General features: G+C 61.5%; 12 protein-coding genes and 2 pseudogenes. 6 read left to right on the forward strand and 8 right to left on the reverse strand.

Annotated elements, in window-relative coordinates; all coding sequences use genetic code 11:
* Both CBM2594_RS26340 and CBM2594_RS26345 read right to left on the reverse strand, forming a co-directional pair.
* Positions 1 to 250 (reverse strand): annotated as a pseudogene (locus CBM2594_RS26340) (copper resistance protein B); the annotation flags it as partial.
* A gap of 17 nt (positions 251 to 267) precedes the next feature.
* The gene (locus CBM2594_RS26345; protein WP_053821776.1) at positions 268 to 2,154 is read right to left on the reverse strand and encodes a copper resistance system multicopper oxidase; all 1,887 of its coding nucleotides are present in this window, start codon (positions 2,152 to 2,154) and stop codon (positions 268 to 270) included.
* 202 nt (positions 2,155 to 2,356) lie between these two features.
* Here CBM2594_RS26345 and CBM2594_RS26350 point away from each other — a divergent pair, with 202 nt between their 5' ends.
* Complete coding sequence (locus CBM2594_RS26350; protein WP_053821777.1) at positions 2,357 to 3,043, forward strand: heavy metal response regulator transcription factor; 687 nt, start codon at positions 2,357 to 2,359, stop codon at positions 3,041 to 3,043.
* Positions 3,040 to 4,434, forward strand: a complete 1,395-nt coding sequence (locus CBM2594_RS26355; RefSeq protein ID WP_053821778.1) for a heavy metal sensor histidine kinase — start codon at positions 3,040 to 3,042, stop codon at positions 4,432 to 4,434. The genes CBM2594_RS26350 and CBM2594_RS26355 overlap by 4 nt, the downstream gene beginning before the upstream one ends.
* 118 nt (positions 4,435 to 4,552) lie before the next feature.
* Here the strand turns inward: CBM2594_RS26355 and CBM2594_RS26360 are convergent.
* The 6 genes and pseudogenes from CBM2594_RS26360 to CBM2594_RS26385 all read right to left on the reverse strand — a co-directional run bounded on the left by CBM2594_RS26360 (position 4,553) and on the right by CBM2594_RS26385 (position 11,577).
* Positions 4,553 to 5,589 (reverse strand): annotated as a pseudogene (locus tag CBM2594_RS26360) (IS630 family transposase).
* Positions 5,590 to 5,659: 70 nt separating this feature from the next.
* Positions 5,660 to 6,733 carry a porin gene (locus tag CBM2594_RS26365; protein WP_053821779.1) on the reverse strand — a complete coding sequence of 358 codons (1,074 nt, stop codon included), beginning with the start codon at positions 6,731 to 6,733 and terminating at the stop codon, positions 5,660 to 5,662.
* Between the two features lie 918 nt (positions 6,734 to 7,651).
* On the reverse strand, positions 7,652 to 7,936 hold the full coding sequence (gene copK, locus CBM2594_RS26370) for a periplasmic Cu(I)/Cu(II)-binding protein CopK (protein WP_053821780.1): 285 nt from the start codon (positions 7,934 to 7,936) through the stop codon (positions 7,652 to 7,654).
* Between the two features lie 89 nt (positions 7,937 to 8,025).
* Positions 8,026 to 8,412 carry a hypothetical protein gene (locus CBM2594_RS26375; RefSeq protein ID WP_144200242.1) on the reverse strand — a complete coding sequence of 129 codons (387 nt, stop codon included), beginning with the start codon at positions 8,410 to 8,412 and terminating at the stop codon, positions 8,026 to 8,028.
* Positions 8,413 to 8,650: 238 nt separating this feature from the next.
* Complete coding sequence (locus CBM2594_RS26380; protein ID WP_223819835.1) at positions 8,651 to 9,643, reverse strand: copper resistance protein B; 993 nt, start codon at positions 9,641 to 9,643, stop codon at positions 8,651 to 8,653.
* On the reverse strand, positions 9,640 to 11,577 hold the full coding sequence (locus CBM2594_RS26385; RefSeq protein WP_053821781.1) for a copper resistance system multicopper oxidase: 1,938 nt from the start codon (positions 11,575 to 11,577) through the stop codon (positions 9,640 to 9,642). Before CBM2594_RS26385 ends, CBM2594_RS26380 begins: the two co-directional genes overlap by 4 nt.
* A gap of 370 nt (positions 11,578 to 11,947) precedes the next feature.
* Between CBM2594_RS26385 and CBM2594_RS26390 the strand changes: the two genes are divergently transcribed.
* The 4 genes from CBM2594_RS26390 to CBM2594_RS27060 all read left to right on the forward strand — a co-directional run bounded on the left by CBM2594_RS26390 (position 11,948) and on the right by CBM2594_RS27060 (position 17,889).
* Positions 11,948 to 12,169: a four-helix bundle copper-binding protein gene (locus CBM2594_RS26390; protein ID WP_259394605.1), complete on the forward strand. Its 222-nt coding sequence runs from the start codon at positions 11,948 to 11,950 to the stop codon at positions 12,167 to 12,169.
* A 197-nt stretch (positions 12,170 to 12,366) separates the two neighbouring features.
* Entirely contained in the window at positions 12,367 to 14,181 is a 1,815-nt protein-coding gene (locus CBM2594_RS26395) for a glycoside hydrolase family 15 protein (RefSeq protein ID WP_053821782.1), read from the forward strand.
* Positions 14,182 to 15,177, forward strand: a complete 996-nt coding sequence (locus CBM2594_RS26400; RefSeq protein WP_053821783.1) for an SDR family oxidoreductase — start codon at positions 14,182 to 14,184, stop codon at positions 15,175 to 15,177.
* A gap of 21 nt (positions 15,178 to 15,198) precedes the next feature.
* Positions 15,199 to 17,889, forward strand: a complete 2,691-nt coding sequence (locus CBM2594_RS27060; protein ID WP_116359820.1) for a vitamin K epoxide reductase family protein — start codon at positions 15,199 to 15,201, stop codon at positions 17,887 to 17,889.
* Positions 17,890 to 17,924 lie beyond the last annotated feature (35 nt).

Here is a 17,924-nt window from a genome sequence, read left to right on the forward strand (position 1 = left end):
CCATGCCTTGCATCTGGCTGTGGTCCATGCCCTGCATCGAGTCCATGCCTTGCATCTGGCCGTCGGTGGCAGCGGTGCCGCCAACCTTGCCCGAAGACTTTGCTTTCGGAATGGACTTCGCCTTTTCCGCGACGGCGGGCGACGAAGTTTGCGTTGGAACCGCTTCGGTGTGGGCGTGCTGGGCCCAAGCTGCGCTCATGCCAGCGGAAGCAAGCACGGCGGCAAGTACTGTTCTTGTTGGTTTTTCCATGTGCATATCGGTTAGGGTCAGGCCACCACCACTTCGCGGAACATCCCGGCGTCCATGTGCAACATCAGGTGGCAATGCCAGGCCCACCGGCCCAAGGCGTCGGCGGTGACGAGGAAGCTGATGCGTTGCGCCGGTTGCACCGCGATCGTGTGTCGACGCGCGAGGAAGGCGCCATCCGGCGATTCGAGTTCGCTCCACATGCCATGCATGTGCATTGGGTGCGTCATCATGGTGTCGTTGTGCAAAATGACGCGCAGCCGCTCGCCATACTTAAAGTGCACCGGCGTCGAATTTCCGAACTCCACCCCGTCGATGGACCACGAGTAACGCTCCATATTACCGGTCAAGTGCAGTTCCACTTCGCGCCCGGGACCGCGTTTGTCCAACGGACCGCCAATGGTGTGCTGATCGGCCAGTGTCAGGACGCGGCGCCCGGTGTCGCGCAAACCGATGCCCGGGTCGTCCAAGTTGGTGCGCGCCATGTCAACGCGCATATCGGTGGTGGCGCCATACTCGGTCTTGGCGTGGCGCGCCTTGGTGCTGGGCACCTTCAGCGACGCATCGGTCGCCATGCCCCCCGACATGCTACCCATGGCATGCTGGCTGTGATCCATGGCCATAGCGCCATGGTTCATGCCTTGCATGCCCATCGAGCCGTGGTCCATGCCTTGCATGGCCATGCCGCCATGGCTCATTCCGCCCATGGCGCTGTGATCCATGCCGCCCATGCCTCCCATACTGCCCATCATGTCGGCCATGGTGAGCCACTGCGGCTTATCCACGGCGGGCACCGGTGCCGCCAGCCCGGCTCGAGTTGCCAGGGTGCCGCGGGCATAGCCGGTGCGATCCATCGACTGCGAGAAAATGGTATAGGCCTCGTCGCGCGGCTCGACCAGCACGTCACAGGTCTCGCCCGGGCCGAAGCGGAACTCATCGACGGTTACCGGTTCGATGTTCTGTCCATCGACTTGGATGACCTTAAGCTTGAGGCCGGGAATGCGCACATCGTAGAACGTGTTGCCTGCGCCGTTGATAAACCGCAGACGAACCTTCTCGCCCGGCTTAAACACGCCGGTCCAGTTGCCGGCCGGTGTGACGCCGTTCATCAAGTAAGTCAGCGTGGCGCCCGAGAGATCCGCCAGATCGGTCGGGCTCATCCGCATCTCGTTCCACATCTTGCGCTTAGCGAGCGCGCTCTTCATCCCTTCACTGGAGACGTCGCGGAAAAAATCGATAACCGTCGGCTGGTTATAGTTGTAGTAGTCGCTCTGAACCTTCAGTTTCGAGAGCACGCGCATCGGATCTTCGTCGGTCCAATCCGAGAGCAGCACGGTATAATCGCGATCGGCTCGCACGCCATCCACGCCGGTGGCTGGATCGATGACAATGCCGCCATACACGCCGGTCATCTCCTGGAAGCCCGAATGCGAGTGATACCAATAGCTACCAATCTGGTCGACCTTGAAGCGGTAGGTGAAGGTCTCGCCCGGCGCAATGCCCGCAAAGCTGATCCCCGGCACGCCGTCCATCTCGAACGGCAGAATGATCCCGTGCCAATGAATCGACGTGTGCTCGCGCAACCGGTTCGTGACCCGAATCGTCACCGTTTCGCCTTGACGCCAGCGCAGCGTCGGCCCCGGCAACATGCCATTGATGGTGGTCGCGACGCGTGGCGTCCCGGTGAAGTTGACCACCGACTCGCCGATCACGAGGTCGAAGTCGGTCCCGCGCAGCACTGGTGCTGTGCCGGATAAGACATCTGCCGGTCGGCCTGACGGCTGAGCCCAGGCCGCACCGCCCAAGCCAGACAGCCCCGCCATCACGCCACCGGCGGCCAGACCCTGTACAAAACGGCGGCGCGGCAGATTAGGCAGCACAAGGCCAGACGGTCGATCACGTCGCATGAAATAGTCCTTTTTGCTTGAATGGCCGCGTCGGAAGGCGGCAGCAAGAGAGTAACGACAGCGAGGCTACCGTCAACTTACCCAAACATTACATTCCGGTAAGGTCTGGGTTACCCACAGAGCGTCTCGGTAGACTACCCCGTATTAGAGCCGGTCCAACAGGCGGGCACATAATCCGAAAGACGAGGGGGAGGGCACGAAGATGAAGCTGCTGGTGGTAGAAGATGAATCCAAGACCGGCGAGTACCTGCGCCAGGGGCTGACCGAGGCAGGATTCGTGGTCGACTTGGTCGCCAACGGGCTGGACGGACAGCACTTGGCGCTTAACGAAGCGTACGACCTGATTATCCTCGACGTCATGCTACCCGATCTCGATGGCTGGCGTATTTTGCAGACGATCCGCGCCGCGGACAACCCGGTTCCGGTGTTATTTCTGACCGCCCGCGACAGCGTGGCCGATCGGGTCAGGGGGTTGGAGTTGGGCGCTGACGACTATCTGGTCAAGCCATTCGCGTTCTCGGAACTACTGGCGCGCGTACGTACGCTATTGCGGCGCGGTACTGTACAGCTAGCGATGGACCGCATTCAGGTGGGCGATCTGGTGCTGGATTTGGGCAGGCGCCGGGCGTCGCGGGCCGGGCGCCGCATCACGCTGACCAGCAAGGAGTTTGCGCTGCTGGAGTTGCTCGCTCGCCGGCGCGGCGAGGTGCTGCCACGCTCGTTGATTGCCTCCCAGGTCTGGGACATGAACTTTGACAGCGATAGCAACGTGATCGATGTGGCCATTCGCCGCTTGCGGGCGAAGATCGACGATGACTTTGATATTAAGCTGATTCAGACCGTGCGCGGCATGGGCTACGTGCTGGAAGCGCCGGAGGAGCAGGCATGACGCATCGCCTGTCCCTGACGATGCGTCTGACCATCCTGTTTTCGCTCTGCTCTGCCGTGGTGCTGCTGGGCTTGGGCGTTCTCATCTGGCTGGCGATGGACCGCCACTTCGCCACCGAGGATTATGTGGTGCTCGGCGACAATATTCGCCTGATCGAAAAGATCGCGCAGGAAACGCCGGCCGAGCGCTTGCCCCAGCGGCTTCGGGAAATGGTCGATCACCATCCTGGCTTCGTCGCGCAGGTGCAGACCGCACAAGGCCACAAGCTGTATGCGACCAAGGACTTCGATTTTGCGATTGCTTTCGAGGCGATTCCGCGCGAATTGGCGCGTGACAATACCTTCGTCTGGCAGCAAGGCGAGCAGGAGTATCGCGGCATGCGCGCGCAGGTTGGTGCGGCTGACCCGCGCATTGCACCTTTGCGCGTCGTGGTCGGCATGGACACGGAAATCCACGCGCACTTCATGCATGCATTTCGTCGTTCGCTGGCCTTCTATACCACATTGGCGGTGCTCGCCAGCGGTCTCTTTGGTTGGTGGGCGGCGCGACGCGGGCTCGCACCCCTGCGCATGATGGCCTCACGCGCCAAGGGCGTCACCGCGAACAAACTGGATGCGCGCATGCCGGTCGAAGCCGTGCCGGTCGAGATGGCAGATCTGGCGATCACGTTAAACGCGATGCTGGAGCGACTGCAGGATGATTTTCGGCGGCTCTCGGAATTCTCCTCCGATTTGGCGCATGAGCTGCGCACGCCCATCACCAACCTGATGACGCAGACGCATGTCGTGCTATCGCAGCCGCGAGATGCCGCCAAATATCGAGAGGTCCTGGCCTCGAATGCCGAGGAATTGCAGCGGCTTGGGCGCATGGTGTCCGATATGCTGTACTTGGCCAAGATGGAGCACGGCATCACACTGCCGAATGAGGAAGCGATCAACGTGGCTGATGAAGTACAGGCGCTGTTCGAATTCTACGACGCGCTGGCAGAGGACAAGGGCGTCAATCTACGGCTTGATGGGCAGGCGAAAATTACCGGCGACCGTCTGATGTTACGCCGAGCGCTCAGCAATCTGCTCTCGAACGCTCTACGCTATACGCCGTCCGGCAAAGAGATCCGGGTCGAGACGCGCGAGCAGGGCGGCAGCACGTCGATCGTAGTCGAGAATGAGGGCGAGGAAATCAGTCCCGAGTTGCTGCCATCGCTATTCGACCGCTTTTTCCGTGCCGACAAATCAAGGACCCGTGCGGAGTCCGAAAGCGTGGGACTGGGTCTCTCCATCACGCAAGCCATCATGTTTGCGCACGGGGGCCAGATTTCGGCGGAATCGTCGGAAGGCACTACGCGCTTCATTTTGACGTTTCCCCGCCAGCGAAACGCCGCCCGGAGCTAGACGGTTGGCCTCCAGCGCGTCGCCGCATAAAAATAGCCACGGCGTTGCGGCGCCGTGGCTAGTGGTCCTTCGGTAAAAGGACCGTTCAACCTATTGATCCGGCATTGTATCTAGAATCTCATGCGGCATCACGAAGCGGTTTGGGCTCGAAACTCGCTTTTGGTCCGCTCGGGCTGTCGTTGACACCTTCACAGGTACATGGACGTCGCCTTGACCAGTTGCAGCTTGGTGCGCGCCGGCGCCAGCGTTGTGACGGCCGGCTTGAGGTCGGCGAAGGCCCTCTCGTCCGGGGTTGAGTTCGGGTCTGTAGCTTGGCCGGTAGAAGACTTCGATTTCGTGCTTGTGCTCGGCCAACCACGCCTTTACGGGCTTGCTGTGATGCACGCGCAGATTGTCCAGGATCAGGTAGACCTTGCGCTTAATACCCTTGACCAGCCGTTTCACGAACTTGATCAGGATGTCGGAATTGAGCGCGCCGTCGAATATCTTCCAGCGCATCGTTCCCTGGTTGGTAACGCTGGAGATGACCGACAAGCCATGGCACTCGTTGTTCGCCCGTACCACCGCCGCCTGGCCTTGCGCAGCATGGCCGCGCATGCGTACGTCGTTGCTGCGCAAGCCGGTCTCATCGCCCCAATGGATCTCGGCGCCTTCTGCCTTGGCGCTCGCTAAAATGACCGGATACTCCTCATCGAGCCACTTCTTCACTGCCGCTGGCGGCTCGTAGGCCTTCTGGATCGGCCTCTGCGGCGTGAAGCCCCAGCGTTCGTGGTAAAGACCTAGGGTGCGTGCAGCGAGTTCGATGCCGTAGCGATCGCGGATCAGTTTTGCCACCGCCTGGCGCTGCCACAGCGGGTACCCCATCTTCATCTGATCGGGCGTACGGTCGCGAATCAGGCGCAGCACTTCACTCTCCTGCTCGGCCGTCAGCGTGCGTCCAATGCCGCGGGGTCGTCCCGGCCGCGTAGTGTCCACCGCCTTCCAGCCGCCCGCTTCATACGCCTTGAATGCCGCACTCACCGTCGCGCGCGTCAGCTCGCACTGCGCCGCCGCCTCGTTCACGCTCACGCCTTGAAGCCGCATTCTCACCGCTCGCCGTCGCCGCTCGTTCAACGCGTCGACCGACAGCGTCCTCGAGTCGATTTTGTCATGCATCATCTGACTAACCCTCTCGAGAACGTCCCCTATTTGTGTGCCGGATCAACAGGTATTCAGGCGGCTTTGCTTAAAACTTATGGCGTAGACCCAGCACGACACCGGTCTGGTTGTCGCCCGGCACGACATTGACCGGCGCGCCACTGCTGGCGTTAAAGCCGTTCAAGCCCAACTGTGAGCCACCTTTGTTACGGACATAGCCGACATTGAAGTACATGTCGGTGCGTTTGGAAAACGCGTAATCGGTCGAGGCCACGAACATCAGCGGATCGGCGCCGGAACCCCGCACATCGGTATAGTACGCTGCGCCGGTGAGCGACAGCGCCGAGGTCAGCTGATAACGCAGGCCTGCCCAATACAAGTTGGAGCGCATTGCGCTTACCGCGCTCGAGATATTTCCGTTGAGCCAACGATATCCGGCATACAGCTTTGCTGGTCCGATCCCATAGCTGATCCCCACTAACGCGCGCCGGTCCTTTTGCCCCTGCGATGCAACGGTTGACCCCTGGTACTCGTCGTACAGGGCGCCCAGGGAAAGCGGTCCAGTCGAATACACCAGACCCGCACTCATCTCCCGGTCCACCTTCAGCTCGCCGGGGACTTCGCCGCCGCCAGTGCGGCCGAAGCTGTACAGTGCCATGGCGGTCACGCCGCCAAACGTGCCCTTGTACTTGACGGAATTGTCCGCGCGACCGGCAATGGTATCGTCGCTCTTGAAAAGCGAGTATCGCGGCGCGAAACCCATCGGATCAAACTGAATGGCGGTGTCGTATAGCACCGTGGTCTGGCGACCAAGGGTCAGCTGACCATATGGGCTGGACAGCCCGACCAGTGCGCCCCGGTCAAATAACCGGCCGGCGCTACTCGACTGCGCGGTATCAAGGGCGAAGCCGCTCTCCAGTTCGAACACCGCTTTGAGGCCACCGCCGAGATCTTCCGTACCCCGCAAGCCCCAACGCGAGGTCGACATATTGCCGGCCGACATGCGCACCTGGTTGGTGCCGCCGCTCGACGATGGCACATTCGATAAATATTCGATGCCGACATCGGCGACGCCGTATAGCGTGACACTCGTCTGCGCATAAGCCCCCAATGACAGCGACCCCAGCAGCATGCCAGCGGCGGTCATCTTTCTTCTTTTCATAGCGTCTCCAGTTCGCCACGTTATTGGTATTCGATAGGCACTGAAGTCTAGTGAGACCAAGCTTACTGCGACATTGCAAGCCGGTTACATTGTTGGGGCGGATGCAACTTGTGCAGCGCGCAGCGGTCGCCCATTCCCACGGAGTTAGCAGGCATGCGCTCGCGCTGGGCTAATGGGAAGTAGACGACAGGAGAGTGCGCGATGGCGGGATGATGTCTTGTCATGTTCTCGTAATCTCTGTGACAGACCGGCCGCCCTAGAATCAATCGCGTTGCCGCCTTGGGTCAACAGGAGCGCCCCGTTCTTTCCAGGTGCCAGGTGGCATGCCGCGTCATGATGCTGGCCGTCAGATCCCACGAAGACAGCCTGCGTCCAGTTCTTTTTTAGGGAGACTTCGATTGAATCTGATCCGAACCGGCTTATCGGCGTTGCTTGTTAGTCTTAGCGCTTCTGCGTTGGCGCACGCCCCCATTTTGGATCTTGATCGGGGTCCTGCCGCTTTCGTGCCCGGTGGCCTGGCCGAGCCGCGCCCTACGGAGTGGCTGATCGACGTCGGGGCGCGGGTCAACGCGACCTGGCGCCGAACACTTGGTGCGGGGGAGGGGTGTGTGCTGGTTTTGGACAATCCCCGCAACGAGCCAGCCGAGGTCACCGTAGTGATTTCCCAGGATGACGCCGGACACGCGATGCCCGGAACGCGCCCGGTATCGCTGCGCATCCCTGCTCATGGTCGCCATGCCCTGACACTGCAGGCCTCTCGGTCGCTTAGCGTGTCCGTGTACGCTGAGAAATAATGCAGCGCTCGCTCATCGCTCGGGCCGCGTGGGTGACGCTGAGCATGGCAAGCGGCCCGGACGGGCTCCGAGCAAGGGCACTGCACGGCGCCCGCTTGCTCAGAGCCCGTGTCAGGTCGCCCGCTTAGCCGCCTTCGCGGTGACCTTTGATGAGGGCGTCGTCCAGACGGAACACCTCATTGCCCTTCATCAGGATCTTGCTACCGTCTTTGGTCTCCATGACCTTGCCTTCTGGCATGCTGACGGACTTGCCGTACTTGTTCTCCATGCCCATCTTGCCGTCTTTGAAAACGTGGACTTTTGATCCGTCTTTGAGCTCATAGGTTTTCACGACCGTGCTCAAATCGGTCGCGGCGGCAGTAAGCGATACCGCGGCAATCAGGCTTGCAACGACAAGTTTGCTTTTCATCTTCGAGATCTCCTTTGGCTCGGTGGCACAGGTTGAGACTGCGTTGGCACACGCGGAAAGCGCGTACCGAAAAAGGGGGAACGTCTAGACTATTGCGGTGGCGCCGGTCGGGGCTGGCCGCAGTCACGGTTTTGTCGCTTCGCCTCTCGCGACGGCTTAGATTTGGCAGTATTCGATGGCGCCGCGGCGCCGTTGCCGTGCTTGAATAAGCGGTGCCGGGGGTTCACGGCAAGCGCATACTGCGGGGTTTCCTTGTCCCGCTGCGCTGTACAGTCCAGCGACCTGCTTTCCCATTCATGGTCCACGGCAGGCCACATCGCGGGCGCGGCAGGAGCCGGCACGCCACCGCACTGCAGCCACCAGTTACTGCTGAGCTCTTGCCTGGGCTCCCAGCCGATTTGAATGGCGCCAATCGCACCGGGCGCGATGCCCATTGCCGCGCCACCGAGCAGGACCAGCAGCTTTCCGGCTTTCATGGGTCCTTTCCTGAGTTGGCCGGCGACGTGTGCCACGCGCGCCAGCATGGCACGCGGAGAGGACGCAGACTAATGCCCCATCAAACGGGGCCCCCCTATGGCTGCTTGCACGTGCGTCATAATGACCATTCTATTTTCCCGCGCGCGGCCTTCGCAGGCGTGATACGAAATGTAATCGCACAGTAAGTTGGCGGTTAACCAGCAGCGGGCTTGAACCTGGCCGGCGTCTCAAATGGGTTCAGAACCAGATTCGCACGCCGGCAACGATTTGCTTGTCGGTGGTCCGCTCTCCGGCAGCACGCGCAAAATCCGCGGTATTGCCCAGCTTCTTGCCCCACACCACGCCTAGGTAGGGGGCGAACTGGCGACGGATCTCGTATCGCAGTCGCAAGCCAAGCTTGAACTCGGACACGCCGCTGCCAATGCCTCGCGCCTCATCTGCCTTGCTATAGGCGTTCGCCTCGAACTCCGGCGTCAACAGCAGACGTTGGGTGAAGCGAATATCGTAGGTAGCCCGCACTCGGGCGGCAGCGCGTCCCGACGACCCCAGATAAGCCGTGGCTTCGATATCAAACCAATAAGGCGCCAGGCCTTGCACGCCAAAGGCGCCCCAGGTCCGCGGCGGCCCATTGCCGAAATCCTGGCGCACGCCCAGTTGCCAATCCCAGAACGGCGCAAAGGCGTGTCCCCACAGTGCCTCAGCTCTGGCATCCTCTGTGTTGCCATACAGACGCGTGCCTTCCGACTTGACCCATAACCGGTTCAGATCCCGTCCTACCCAGGCGAGCATGTCCCAGGCCAGTCCAGAGCCGCCGGGTGCCTTGACGTACTCGAGGCGATCGAATAGCACCTGATAGTAGATATCGTTATCGGCCATCGTATCCCCAGGCATGGGAATGCCTCGGTTCGGATCTGCCATCGGCACCGGGGCCTCATTCACCTGGATGATCGCATTCGCGCCGCCGGGCACTGAGGCAGATTCTGTCGGACTGACTGCGGGATGGCTTGGCGCTGGCTTCCCGGCTGGAGCTGCGGTCTTTGGTGGCATCGGGGCATCGTGCGCCATGCCTGGCATCGGCGTATCGTGTGTCATACTTGGCATCGGCGCCATCGTCTGCGCCGCCACGCTGTGGCACTGCACGCTGGCCAAGAGAGCCAGGCTTGCGAGAAGGATGAGACGGTGGTTGGGCACGTCAATCTCCCTGGCGTTGGCGAGGTTCAACCCGCTCATGCGACCACGACCTTGCGGAACATGCCGGCTTCCATGTGGTAAAGCAAGTGACAATGAAAGGCCCATTGTCCCGGCGCATCGGCCGTCACCAGGAAGCTGACTTGTTTGGACGGCTGGACGTTGATCGTGTGCTTTCTGACCAGCGCCTGGCCTTCGTGATTTTCCAGCTCGCTGAACATCCCGTGCAGGTGCATCGGGTGGTTCATCATGGTGTCGTTGATCAGCGTGATGCGCAGGCGCTCCCCGTAGTAGAGCCGGATCGGTTCGGCTTGGGAAAACTTCTTGCCGTCGAGGCCCCAGATGAAACGGCGCATATTGCCGGTCAAGTGCAGTTCCAACTCCCGGCTGGGCGGGCGCTTGTCGATCACCGGGCCGAGCGTTTTAAGGTCCGCGTAGGTCAACACTCGCCTGCCGTTGTTGCGCAGTCTTGGCCCCGGATCCGACAGCGAGCGGGAAGGGTTCATCGAGCGCATGTCGACCTGTGGCCCCATGCCAGGCATATTGCCCATCTTGCCCATGTCATGCCCCATCTCGCCACCGGTTTTCTGCATCCCCGGCTTCGCGTCGGACTTGCCGTGGTCCATGCCGGCCATTCCGGCATGGGCGTCCTTCGCTGGCCCGGACATGGTCGACATGTCATGCCCCCCCATGCCCCCCATGGCGCCCATGCCCGCCTCCGGCGTCATTGGTTGCATCGTGGGTGCGCCACCCATGGACTCCATCCCCATGCGATCCATGGCCATGGATGGTTTCTGATCCATCTTCATGGCCCCCATTTCCATGCTGCCCATATCCATGTCCGCCATGTCGCCCATGCCCATATCGGCCATGGTGAGCCAGGTCTTCGGATCGAGCTTGGGCACGTCGGCTTCCATCCCGACTTCCGGTGCAAGTGTCGCCCTGGCGTAGCCGCTGCGATCGATCGACTGAGCAAAGATGGTGTGCGCCTTATCGTCCGGCATCTGCACCACTACGTCGTAAGTCTCGGCGACGGCAATGCGGATTTCATCCACCGGTACCGGTTCGACATCCTGCCCATCAGCCGATACCACCGTCATCTTCACGCCGGGAATTCGGACGTCAAAGTTGCTGGTCGCCGAGCCGTTGATAAAGCGCAACCGCACGCGCTCCCCGGCTTTAGCGATCGCTGTCCAATTTTTATCTGCGGGCGTGCCGTTGATCAGGTAGGTAAAAGTGGCTCCCGAAACATCGGCCAAATCGGTCGGATTCATTCGCATCTGGTTCCACATCGCGCGCTTAGCCAAGGCCTCGGACAGCCCCATTTCGGACACATCTCGGGCAAAGTCGCCCACCGTCGGCATCTGAAAGTTATAGACGTCGCTCATCTTCTTGAGCTTCGCGAACACCATTTCCGGGTTTTCATCCGTCCATTCGCTGAGCATCACGACATAGTCGCGATCGACCTTGATCGGGTCTGGATGCATTGGCTCGATGACCAGCGGTCCGTACAAGCCGGTCTGCTCCTGAAAACGGGTATGCGCGTGGTACCAATAGGTGCCGGCTTGCCGCACTTGAAAGCGATACACGAACGTCTCGCCCGGCCCGATGCCGGGAAAGGAGATACCGGGCACGCCGTCCATCTGAAACGGCAGCAAGATGCCGTGCCAGTGAATCGATGTTTGGGTATCGAGCAAGTTGGTCACGCGCAGCGTGACCTCGGTGCCTTGCTTCCAATGCAGAATCGGCGCGGGGATGGAGCCGTTCACACTGGTGGTAGGCCGGATACGGCCGGTAAACGACATGGGCGTCGCGCCAATGGCCAGGTCAAACGTGGTCCCTGTCAGCACGACCGGATAGCCTTGGCTCTTCAAGGCCCAAACGGCGCGTGGATACGCGCCCAGGCTCGCCAAGCCGCCTCCGGCGATCAGACTTCCCAGCAGTCGGCGGCGGCTCAGTGAGACGGGGCGAAGCATGGCATCGCTAGGGCGTTCGAACACGTTGTCTCCTCGCGCAATGGTGAAACGTCCACTTAGCATAGTGCGCGCCACGTCGAAGCAAAAGCTCCTTTAGCGTCATCAGCCTGGCCAAAACATGTGCTGTCACCGGTTTCGTCATCGTCGCGTAATGCTCCTGTAAGGCAGTCGCTCCCATGCTGTCGTCTGCTTCCTGTGGCGCGCGAATTGCTCTCAATTTGGCGGCGTCTCGCAACGCTGGTCGAATTTCTTTAGGAGCTTTGCCATGCCACATGAAAACTATCTATCTTGTATTGAAGCCTGTCACGCCTGCACAGTCGCCTGTCATCACTGTGCTGCGTCTTGTCTGCGTGAGCCAGAGGTTGAGGCCATGAAACGCTGCATCGCACTCGACCTGGACTGTGCCGAAACATGTGCCTATGCCGCGGCGATGATGGCGCGCGACAGCCAGTACGCGCGCGCGATATGCGCGCTGTGCGCGAAGGTCTGTGAAGAGTGTGGGACGGAGTGCGCCAAGCACGAAGCGCAGCATTGCCAAGAGTGCGCACGTGCCTGTCAGGAGTGCGCGCAGGTCTGTCGCGCCATGGCGTAGATCCAGGTAGCCCAACGACTCGATCTTGGACGGCAACGCGCGGCTCGGGTGGTGAAGCCATGGCACGCCGCGAACTTGAGCCGTGTAACGGCAGGCATAGCGCGTTGTAGTTCTTTCCCGCGCTAGCGCCAGATGTAAGCCAGGATCCCGACCTCGGCAACGCGTGTTGCCAGCGTGGCGAGGGTCAAGGAGACGGAGTGTTCACCAACCCCAGGTATCCGCCCATTGCCGACTATGCCGTCATTGGCAACACGCATAGCGTGGCGTTGGTGAGCACGTCGGGATCCATCGACTGGTGCTGTATGCCGCACTTTGACGCCGGCGCCGTATTTTGCAGATTGCTCGATGCTAACCGAGGAGGCTACTTTCAAATCCGGCCGACGGGTCGTGCGATCAGTTCGCGCTATTACCGGGTCCCAGGGGGCGTACTGGAAACCATGTTTGAAGCCAGCGGCGGGATCCTTCGCCTGACCGACTTCATGCATAGCGAGCGTCTCGCACGCAGTCGGCTGGACCATGACTCACCCGAGTGCCATCGGCTGTTGCGGCGCATTGAGGCGACCGTTGGCGAGGTGAGGGTGGAACTAGTGTTCAGTCCGAGCTTTGACTATGCGCGCAAGCCCCACCAATGGGAAGTCGGTTCGCATGGCGTGACCGCTGTATGCGAACACCAACGTCTCAGCCTGGTATGTTCGCCGCCGCTGCCGCTGGCGACCGAAGCGCACCGCGCCAAAGGCGTGGCCATCGTGCGGCCCGGCGCGCCGCTGTGGGCGATTGCGTCCTTCCAACAAGACGGGCCGGACCGGCCTGTGCACGACCCCCAGGCGGTCCTTGATGAGACCCTACGACATTGGGGCGAGTGGCAGCAGCAATGCACCTATCGCGGTCCCTTCGAACGAGAAGTGCGCACCAGCGCCTGTGTTCTCAAGTTGCTGACGTTTGGCCCGACCGGAGCACTGGTGGCGGCGCCAACCACCTCGCTGCCGGAGTGGATCGGTAGCAGCCGCAATTGGGACTATCGGTTTTGTTGGCTGCGCGACTCGGCCATGGTGCTGCGCGCGTTGATGGCGCTGGGCCATCACGAGGCCGCAATGGACTTCTTTCGTTGGATCGAGCGATTTTGCGATCTCAAACGACTGCAGATCATGTACCGGATCGATGGCAGCCCGAACCTGCCTGAGCAGGAGCTTCGCCATCTTGACGGGTACCGTGCGTCCCGTCCGGTGCGTATCGGCAATGCGGCGGCGGAACAGGTGCAACTGGATGTCTATGGGCATGTCCTCGACGCGGCCTGGGTGTGCCAACAGGGCATGCCAATGACACTGTCCGCCCCAATGCGGCGCGTGCTCGCCCGGCTAGCCGACGCCGCCGCGGCGCGCTGGCGTGAGCCGGACCAAGGATTCTGGGAAACGCGCGGGGTGCCCCAGCATTTCGTATCATCCAAGCTGATGTGCTGGGTCGCGTTGGACCGTGCCATTGCGCTGGCACAGGCTGGGCAACTCGACGGAAACGTTGCTGTCTGGAAGCTCGAACGGGACGCGCTGCGTCGCGTCATCGAGGGGCAGGGGTTTCACCACGGGACTGGCGCGTTCACGCAAAGTTTCGGATCGCCAGCTTTGGATGCGAGCGCGCTACTGATCCCGCTGACCGGCTTTCTCCCCCCAACTGACGCGCGCGTGAAAGCAACCGTGGCCCGCATTCAGCGGGATCTCACCAAGGATTCGCTGGTCTATCGGTACCGCATCCACGATGGCGTGCCAGGAGAAGAGGCGACCCTCGCCATCTGCAGCTTCTGGCTGGTACAAGTCCTGGCCCGACAAGGCCGGGCCAAGGAGGCGATCAAACTCTTTCGGCACATCTGCTCGTTTGCCAGCGATCTCGGCTTATTCGCGGAAGAGATCGACCCGGATAGCAAGGCGCTGCTGGGCAACTATCCGCAAGGCTATACCCATCTGGCACTGATCCAGGCTGCGCTGGACATTCAGCAAGCGCAGCAACGCGGGGAGGCCTGAATGCATCCGCCCAACGTTGTTGTCGTCACCGGTGGCACCGCAGGCGTGGGGCTCGCTGCCGTGCGGGCCTTTGCGCAGCGCGGGGACTGGATCGCAATCCTGGCAAGAGAGCCGGATCGCCTGGCCCGGGTCTGTAGCGAATTGCGCGACCTGGGGATCCTGGCGCTGGGCATCCCCGTCGATGTCGCCGATGCCCAGCAGGTGGAGGCAGCAGCGTCGCGCATTGAGCTCGAACTGGGACTGATCACGATTTGGGTGAACAATGTCTCGACGACCGTGTTTGCGCCGGTCGCCGAAACAACGGCGGCCGAGTATCGCCGCGTCACGGAAGTGGTCTATCTGGGCGCGGTGCATGGCACGTTGGCCGCGCTGAAACGCATGTCGGCGCGCAATCATGGCTGTATTGTGCAGACCGGCTCGGCGCTGGCCTATCGGTCCATCCCGCTACAGTCAGCATACTGTGGGGCGAAGGCGGCGATCCGTGGCTTTACCGATTCCCTGCGTTCGGAACTCGTTCACGATCATTCGTCGGTGAGACTGACGATGGTGCATTTATCGGCGTTCAATACGCCGCAATTCGATTGGTGCCGCAGCAAGTTGCCACGCCGTGCCCAACCAGTGCCGCCAATATTCCAGCCGGAAATCGCCGGCGAGGCCATTGTCTGGGCAGCCACGCACGGCCCTCGCGAGGTATGGGTGGGCTGGCCAGCCGCCAAAACCATTCTGTCCAGTCGATTTTTCCCAGGCCTGGGTGATCGTGTGGCGGCCAGACAGGCCTATGAGGCACAGCAGACCCAGGAACCCGCCCACCCCGATCGGGCCGATAACCTGTTTGTACCGGTCGTGGGCTTGTTTGCAGCACATGGCCGCTTTGACAATCAAGCGAAGTCAACCAGTGCGCAGTGGTGGATCTGCGTGCATCGCTGGCAAGTGTCCGCAGCGATCGGTGTGGCCGCCGTGGCTGGCCTGCTCGGTCTCTTCATGATAGTCAGATAACACCCCGGCAAGGAGTCGGCGTTGGCACATAGCACGGACACGATTTTGGTAGTGGGGGCAGGATCGCTGCTCGGCCGCGCCGTAGTGGCGCGCCTGTTGCAGCAATACCGTGTGGTCGCGCTCGATGGCGAAGACCTTGCCGCAGCGTTCCCCAGTGCGCTAGCGCTTCGCATCGACGCGACACGTGAAAAAGATATGGCGCAGGCATTCGATGCGGTGATAGCCGGTCACGGCGAGCTTATAACGTCGGTCGTCTATGTGGTCAGCGAGATGGAAGACGCGCCCAATGCGGACGGCAGCGTGCAGCGGATCGCGGCGGAACTCGACCTTGTCGGCAACCTGCAACGCATCATTGTTGAATTGCTGCGGTGCGCGGTGGGTCAATTCGTGCTGGCCGGCACCTTGCTAGTCCATGCCCCGTCGCAACCCGGCAATCCGATCAATGAAGCCTCGCCCATCGATCCCAAATCGCCATTGCGGGCGATGATGATCAGGGCGGAGCACCTGCTCCAGCACGAACTCGGCGCCGTACCGCGGTTGATGCTGCGGCTCGCGCCGCTCTACGACGATCTCGGTCATAACGCTTTCCTGGTGCAGCAGATCGCGGCAAGCTACGAGTCCAGCCTTGTCGCCCGGGCCGACGCACATCCGGACACCGCCCATGTGTTCCTGCACGTCGATGACGCGGCAGCGGCGGTCGCGCACGCTGTCGCAGCGCGCGGCCAGTTGCCTTGCAAGTTGTCGTTAGTGCTTGCCGAGGAGGAGGCAGTGACACCAAGGCAACTGCGGGCAGCAATTTTGCACGCACTGGATGGCCCGGGCGAAGCGATGCGGCCGCAGGCCGGCGTCGGGGCGCGCCTTTACTCACGCTGCCAGCATGCGCGAAATGTCGGTGACGCCTCTGACCCGGAACTGCGATGCCTGGCAAGCGATCATTATGAAGTGGACAGCGCCAGCGCGCGCGAGAGGCTAAATTGGCGGCCTGAGCGCCGAATTCTAGAAACGATGCCTCGCATCATCGCGGCGCTGAAGCAGGACCCGGTCAGTTGGTATCGCGCTAACCGGCTAAACACGGCCATCATCGCCGACCATCACCCCGTGGTGCGACACGGCAGCGTGACCGTCAAGGGCGCGCCGGAAATCAGCGGCTCCGCCGCTAAGCACGAGCACGAGCACGAGCACGAGCACGAGCACGAGCACGCGCAGCATATGCGCGACGCCCATTACAGCCTGTTATGGGCGCATTATCTCAACATCTTGCTTGGTGCCTGGTTACTCACAAGCCCTTTTGTCTTGGGCGCCTTTGATACTCGGGAGTTTGGCACGCTGGTAATGCAAGTGACCGCAGAACGCGGTCTTGCGCCCCCTGCGTTGCGCATGACGTGGCTGGGCTGGAGCGACATGGCCAGCGGCAGCCTGATCATGGGCTTCGCCACATTGTCTCTTTCGCGTCGCTTTTCATGGGCGCAGTGGGGCAACGCCTGTGTCGGGCTCTGGTTGCTGTTCGCGCCACTGGTGTTCTGGGCGCCGTCCCCGGCCGTCTACAACAACGATGTGATCGTCGGCGGCTTCCTCATCGCCTTTGCCATCCTCGTACCCATGATGCCAGGCATGAGCATGGCGTCGATGAAGGACCAGTCCGATCTGCCGGTCGGGTGGACGTACTCGCCGTCCACCTATTTGCAGCGGCTGCCCATTATCGGGCTGGCCCTGTTCGGGTTCCTGATCGCACGCCAGCTCACGGCGTATCAACTCGGCCATGCGGCGGCGGTTTGGGAGCCGTTCTTTTCTCCTGACGCGCAAAAAAACGGGACGGAAACCATTATTACCTCCGCCGTGTCCCGGTCCTGGCCGATTCCGGACGGTGGCCTTGGCGCGGTCAGTTATCTGCTGGAGGTGTTGATGGGCGCGATGGGTGGGCGCCAGCGTTGGCGCACCATGCCTTGGATGGTGGCGGCATTTGGGATCGTCGTCGTGCCCCTTGGCGTGGTGAGCATCTATTTCATCATTATCCAGCCAATCGTGATCGGGACCTGGTGCACGTTGTGCCTGATCGCTGCGGGCGCAATGACGCTGATGATCCCTTATACGTTGGATGAACTGGTTGCAATGGGTCAGTTTCTGGGACAAGCGCATCGGCGCGGCGAGCCGGTACTTCGCCTCTTCTTCGTGGGCGGCGCCTCGCCAGGAAGCCAGCGCGACCGGCGTCCCGGTTTCGATAGCGCATTGTCCGACGCGATGGCGTCGGCGTTGCGTGGTGTGCAATGGCCCTGGACACTGGTTGCGTGTGTCGGAGTTGGCATCGCGCTGATGTTCACGCGCCTGTTGTTTGGCACCATTCCGCCGTTAGCGGACAGCGATCATTTGATCGGTGCGCTCGTAATTGTTGTCGCTGTGGCCGCGCTCGCAGAGGTAGCAAGGTTACTGCGCTGGATCAATGTCGGCTTTGGCGCTTGGTTGGTCATCGCACCGTGGGTGCTCAGCGGCGGAAATTCCGCGGCGGCGGCATTTGGGGCCGTCGCAGGGCTTGCGTTGATCGGATTGAGCCTGCCGCGCGGCTGGCGCAGCCGGGAGCACTATGGTAGCTGGGTCGGCTCATTCGGTAGCGGAATGCGGCGAACTGGCGGCGGAGTCGCCGCCAGTTTGACCGTCGGCCAGCGTGCCTTTGTTATCGGACCTCGCCTTCATGCATCATGCCTAACAATCATCTAGCCATCATTAACCTCTCCCGCCTTGACATCCTGATT

The sequence above is a fragment of the Cupriavidus taiwanensis genome, assembly GCF_900249755.1.
Taxonomy (GTDB): Bacteria; Pseudomonadota; Gammaproteobacteria; order Burkholderiales; family Burkholderiaceae; genus Cupriavidus; species Cupriavidus taiwanensis_D.

Excerpts from the sequence above, each read along its gene's own strand:
- CBM2594_RS26345 (WP_053821776.1), bottom strand. The coding sequence starts at position 2,154 with ATGCGACGTGATCGACCGTCTGGCCTTGTGCTGCCTAATCTGCCGCGC.
- CBM2594_RS26350 (WP_053821777.1), top strand. The coding sequence starts at position 2,357 with ATGAAGCTGCTGGTGGTAGAAGATGAATCCAAGACCGGCGAGTACCTG.
- CBM2594_RS26355 (WP_053821778.1), top strand. The coding sequence starts at position 3,040 with ATGACGCATCGCCTGTCCCTGACGATGCGTCTGACCATCCTGTTTTCG.
- CBM2594_RS26365 (WP_053821779.1), bottom strand. The coding sequence starts at position 6,733 with ATGAAAAGAAGAAAGATGACCGCCGCTGGCATGCTGCTGGGGTCGCTG.
- copK (WP_053821780.1), bottom strand. The coding sequence starts at position 7,936 with ATGAAAAGCAAACTTGTCGTTGCAAGCCTGATTGCCGCGGTATCGCTT.
- CBM2594_RS26375 (WP_144200242.1), bottom strand. The coding sequence starts at position 8,412 with ATGAAAGCCGGAAAGCTGCTGGTCCTGCTCGGTGGCGCGGCAATGGGC.
- CBM2594_RS26380 (WP_223819835.1), bottom strand. The coding sequence starts at position 9,643 with ATGAGCGGGTTGAACCTCGCCAACGCCAGGGAGATTGACGTGCCCAAC.
- CBM2594_RS26385 (WP_053821781.1), bottom strand. The coding sequence starts at position 11,577 with ATGCTTCGCCCCGTCTCACTGAGCCGCCGCCGACTGCTGGGAAGTCTG.
- CBM2594_RS26390 (WP_259394605.1), top strand. The coding sequence starts at position 11,948 with ATGAAACGCTGCATCGCACTCGACCTGGACTGTGCCGAAACATGTGCC.
- CBM2594_RS26400 (WP_053821783.1), top strand. The coding sequence starts at position 14,182 with ATGCATCCGCCCAACGTTGTTGTCGTCACCGGTGGCACCGCAGGCGTG.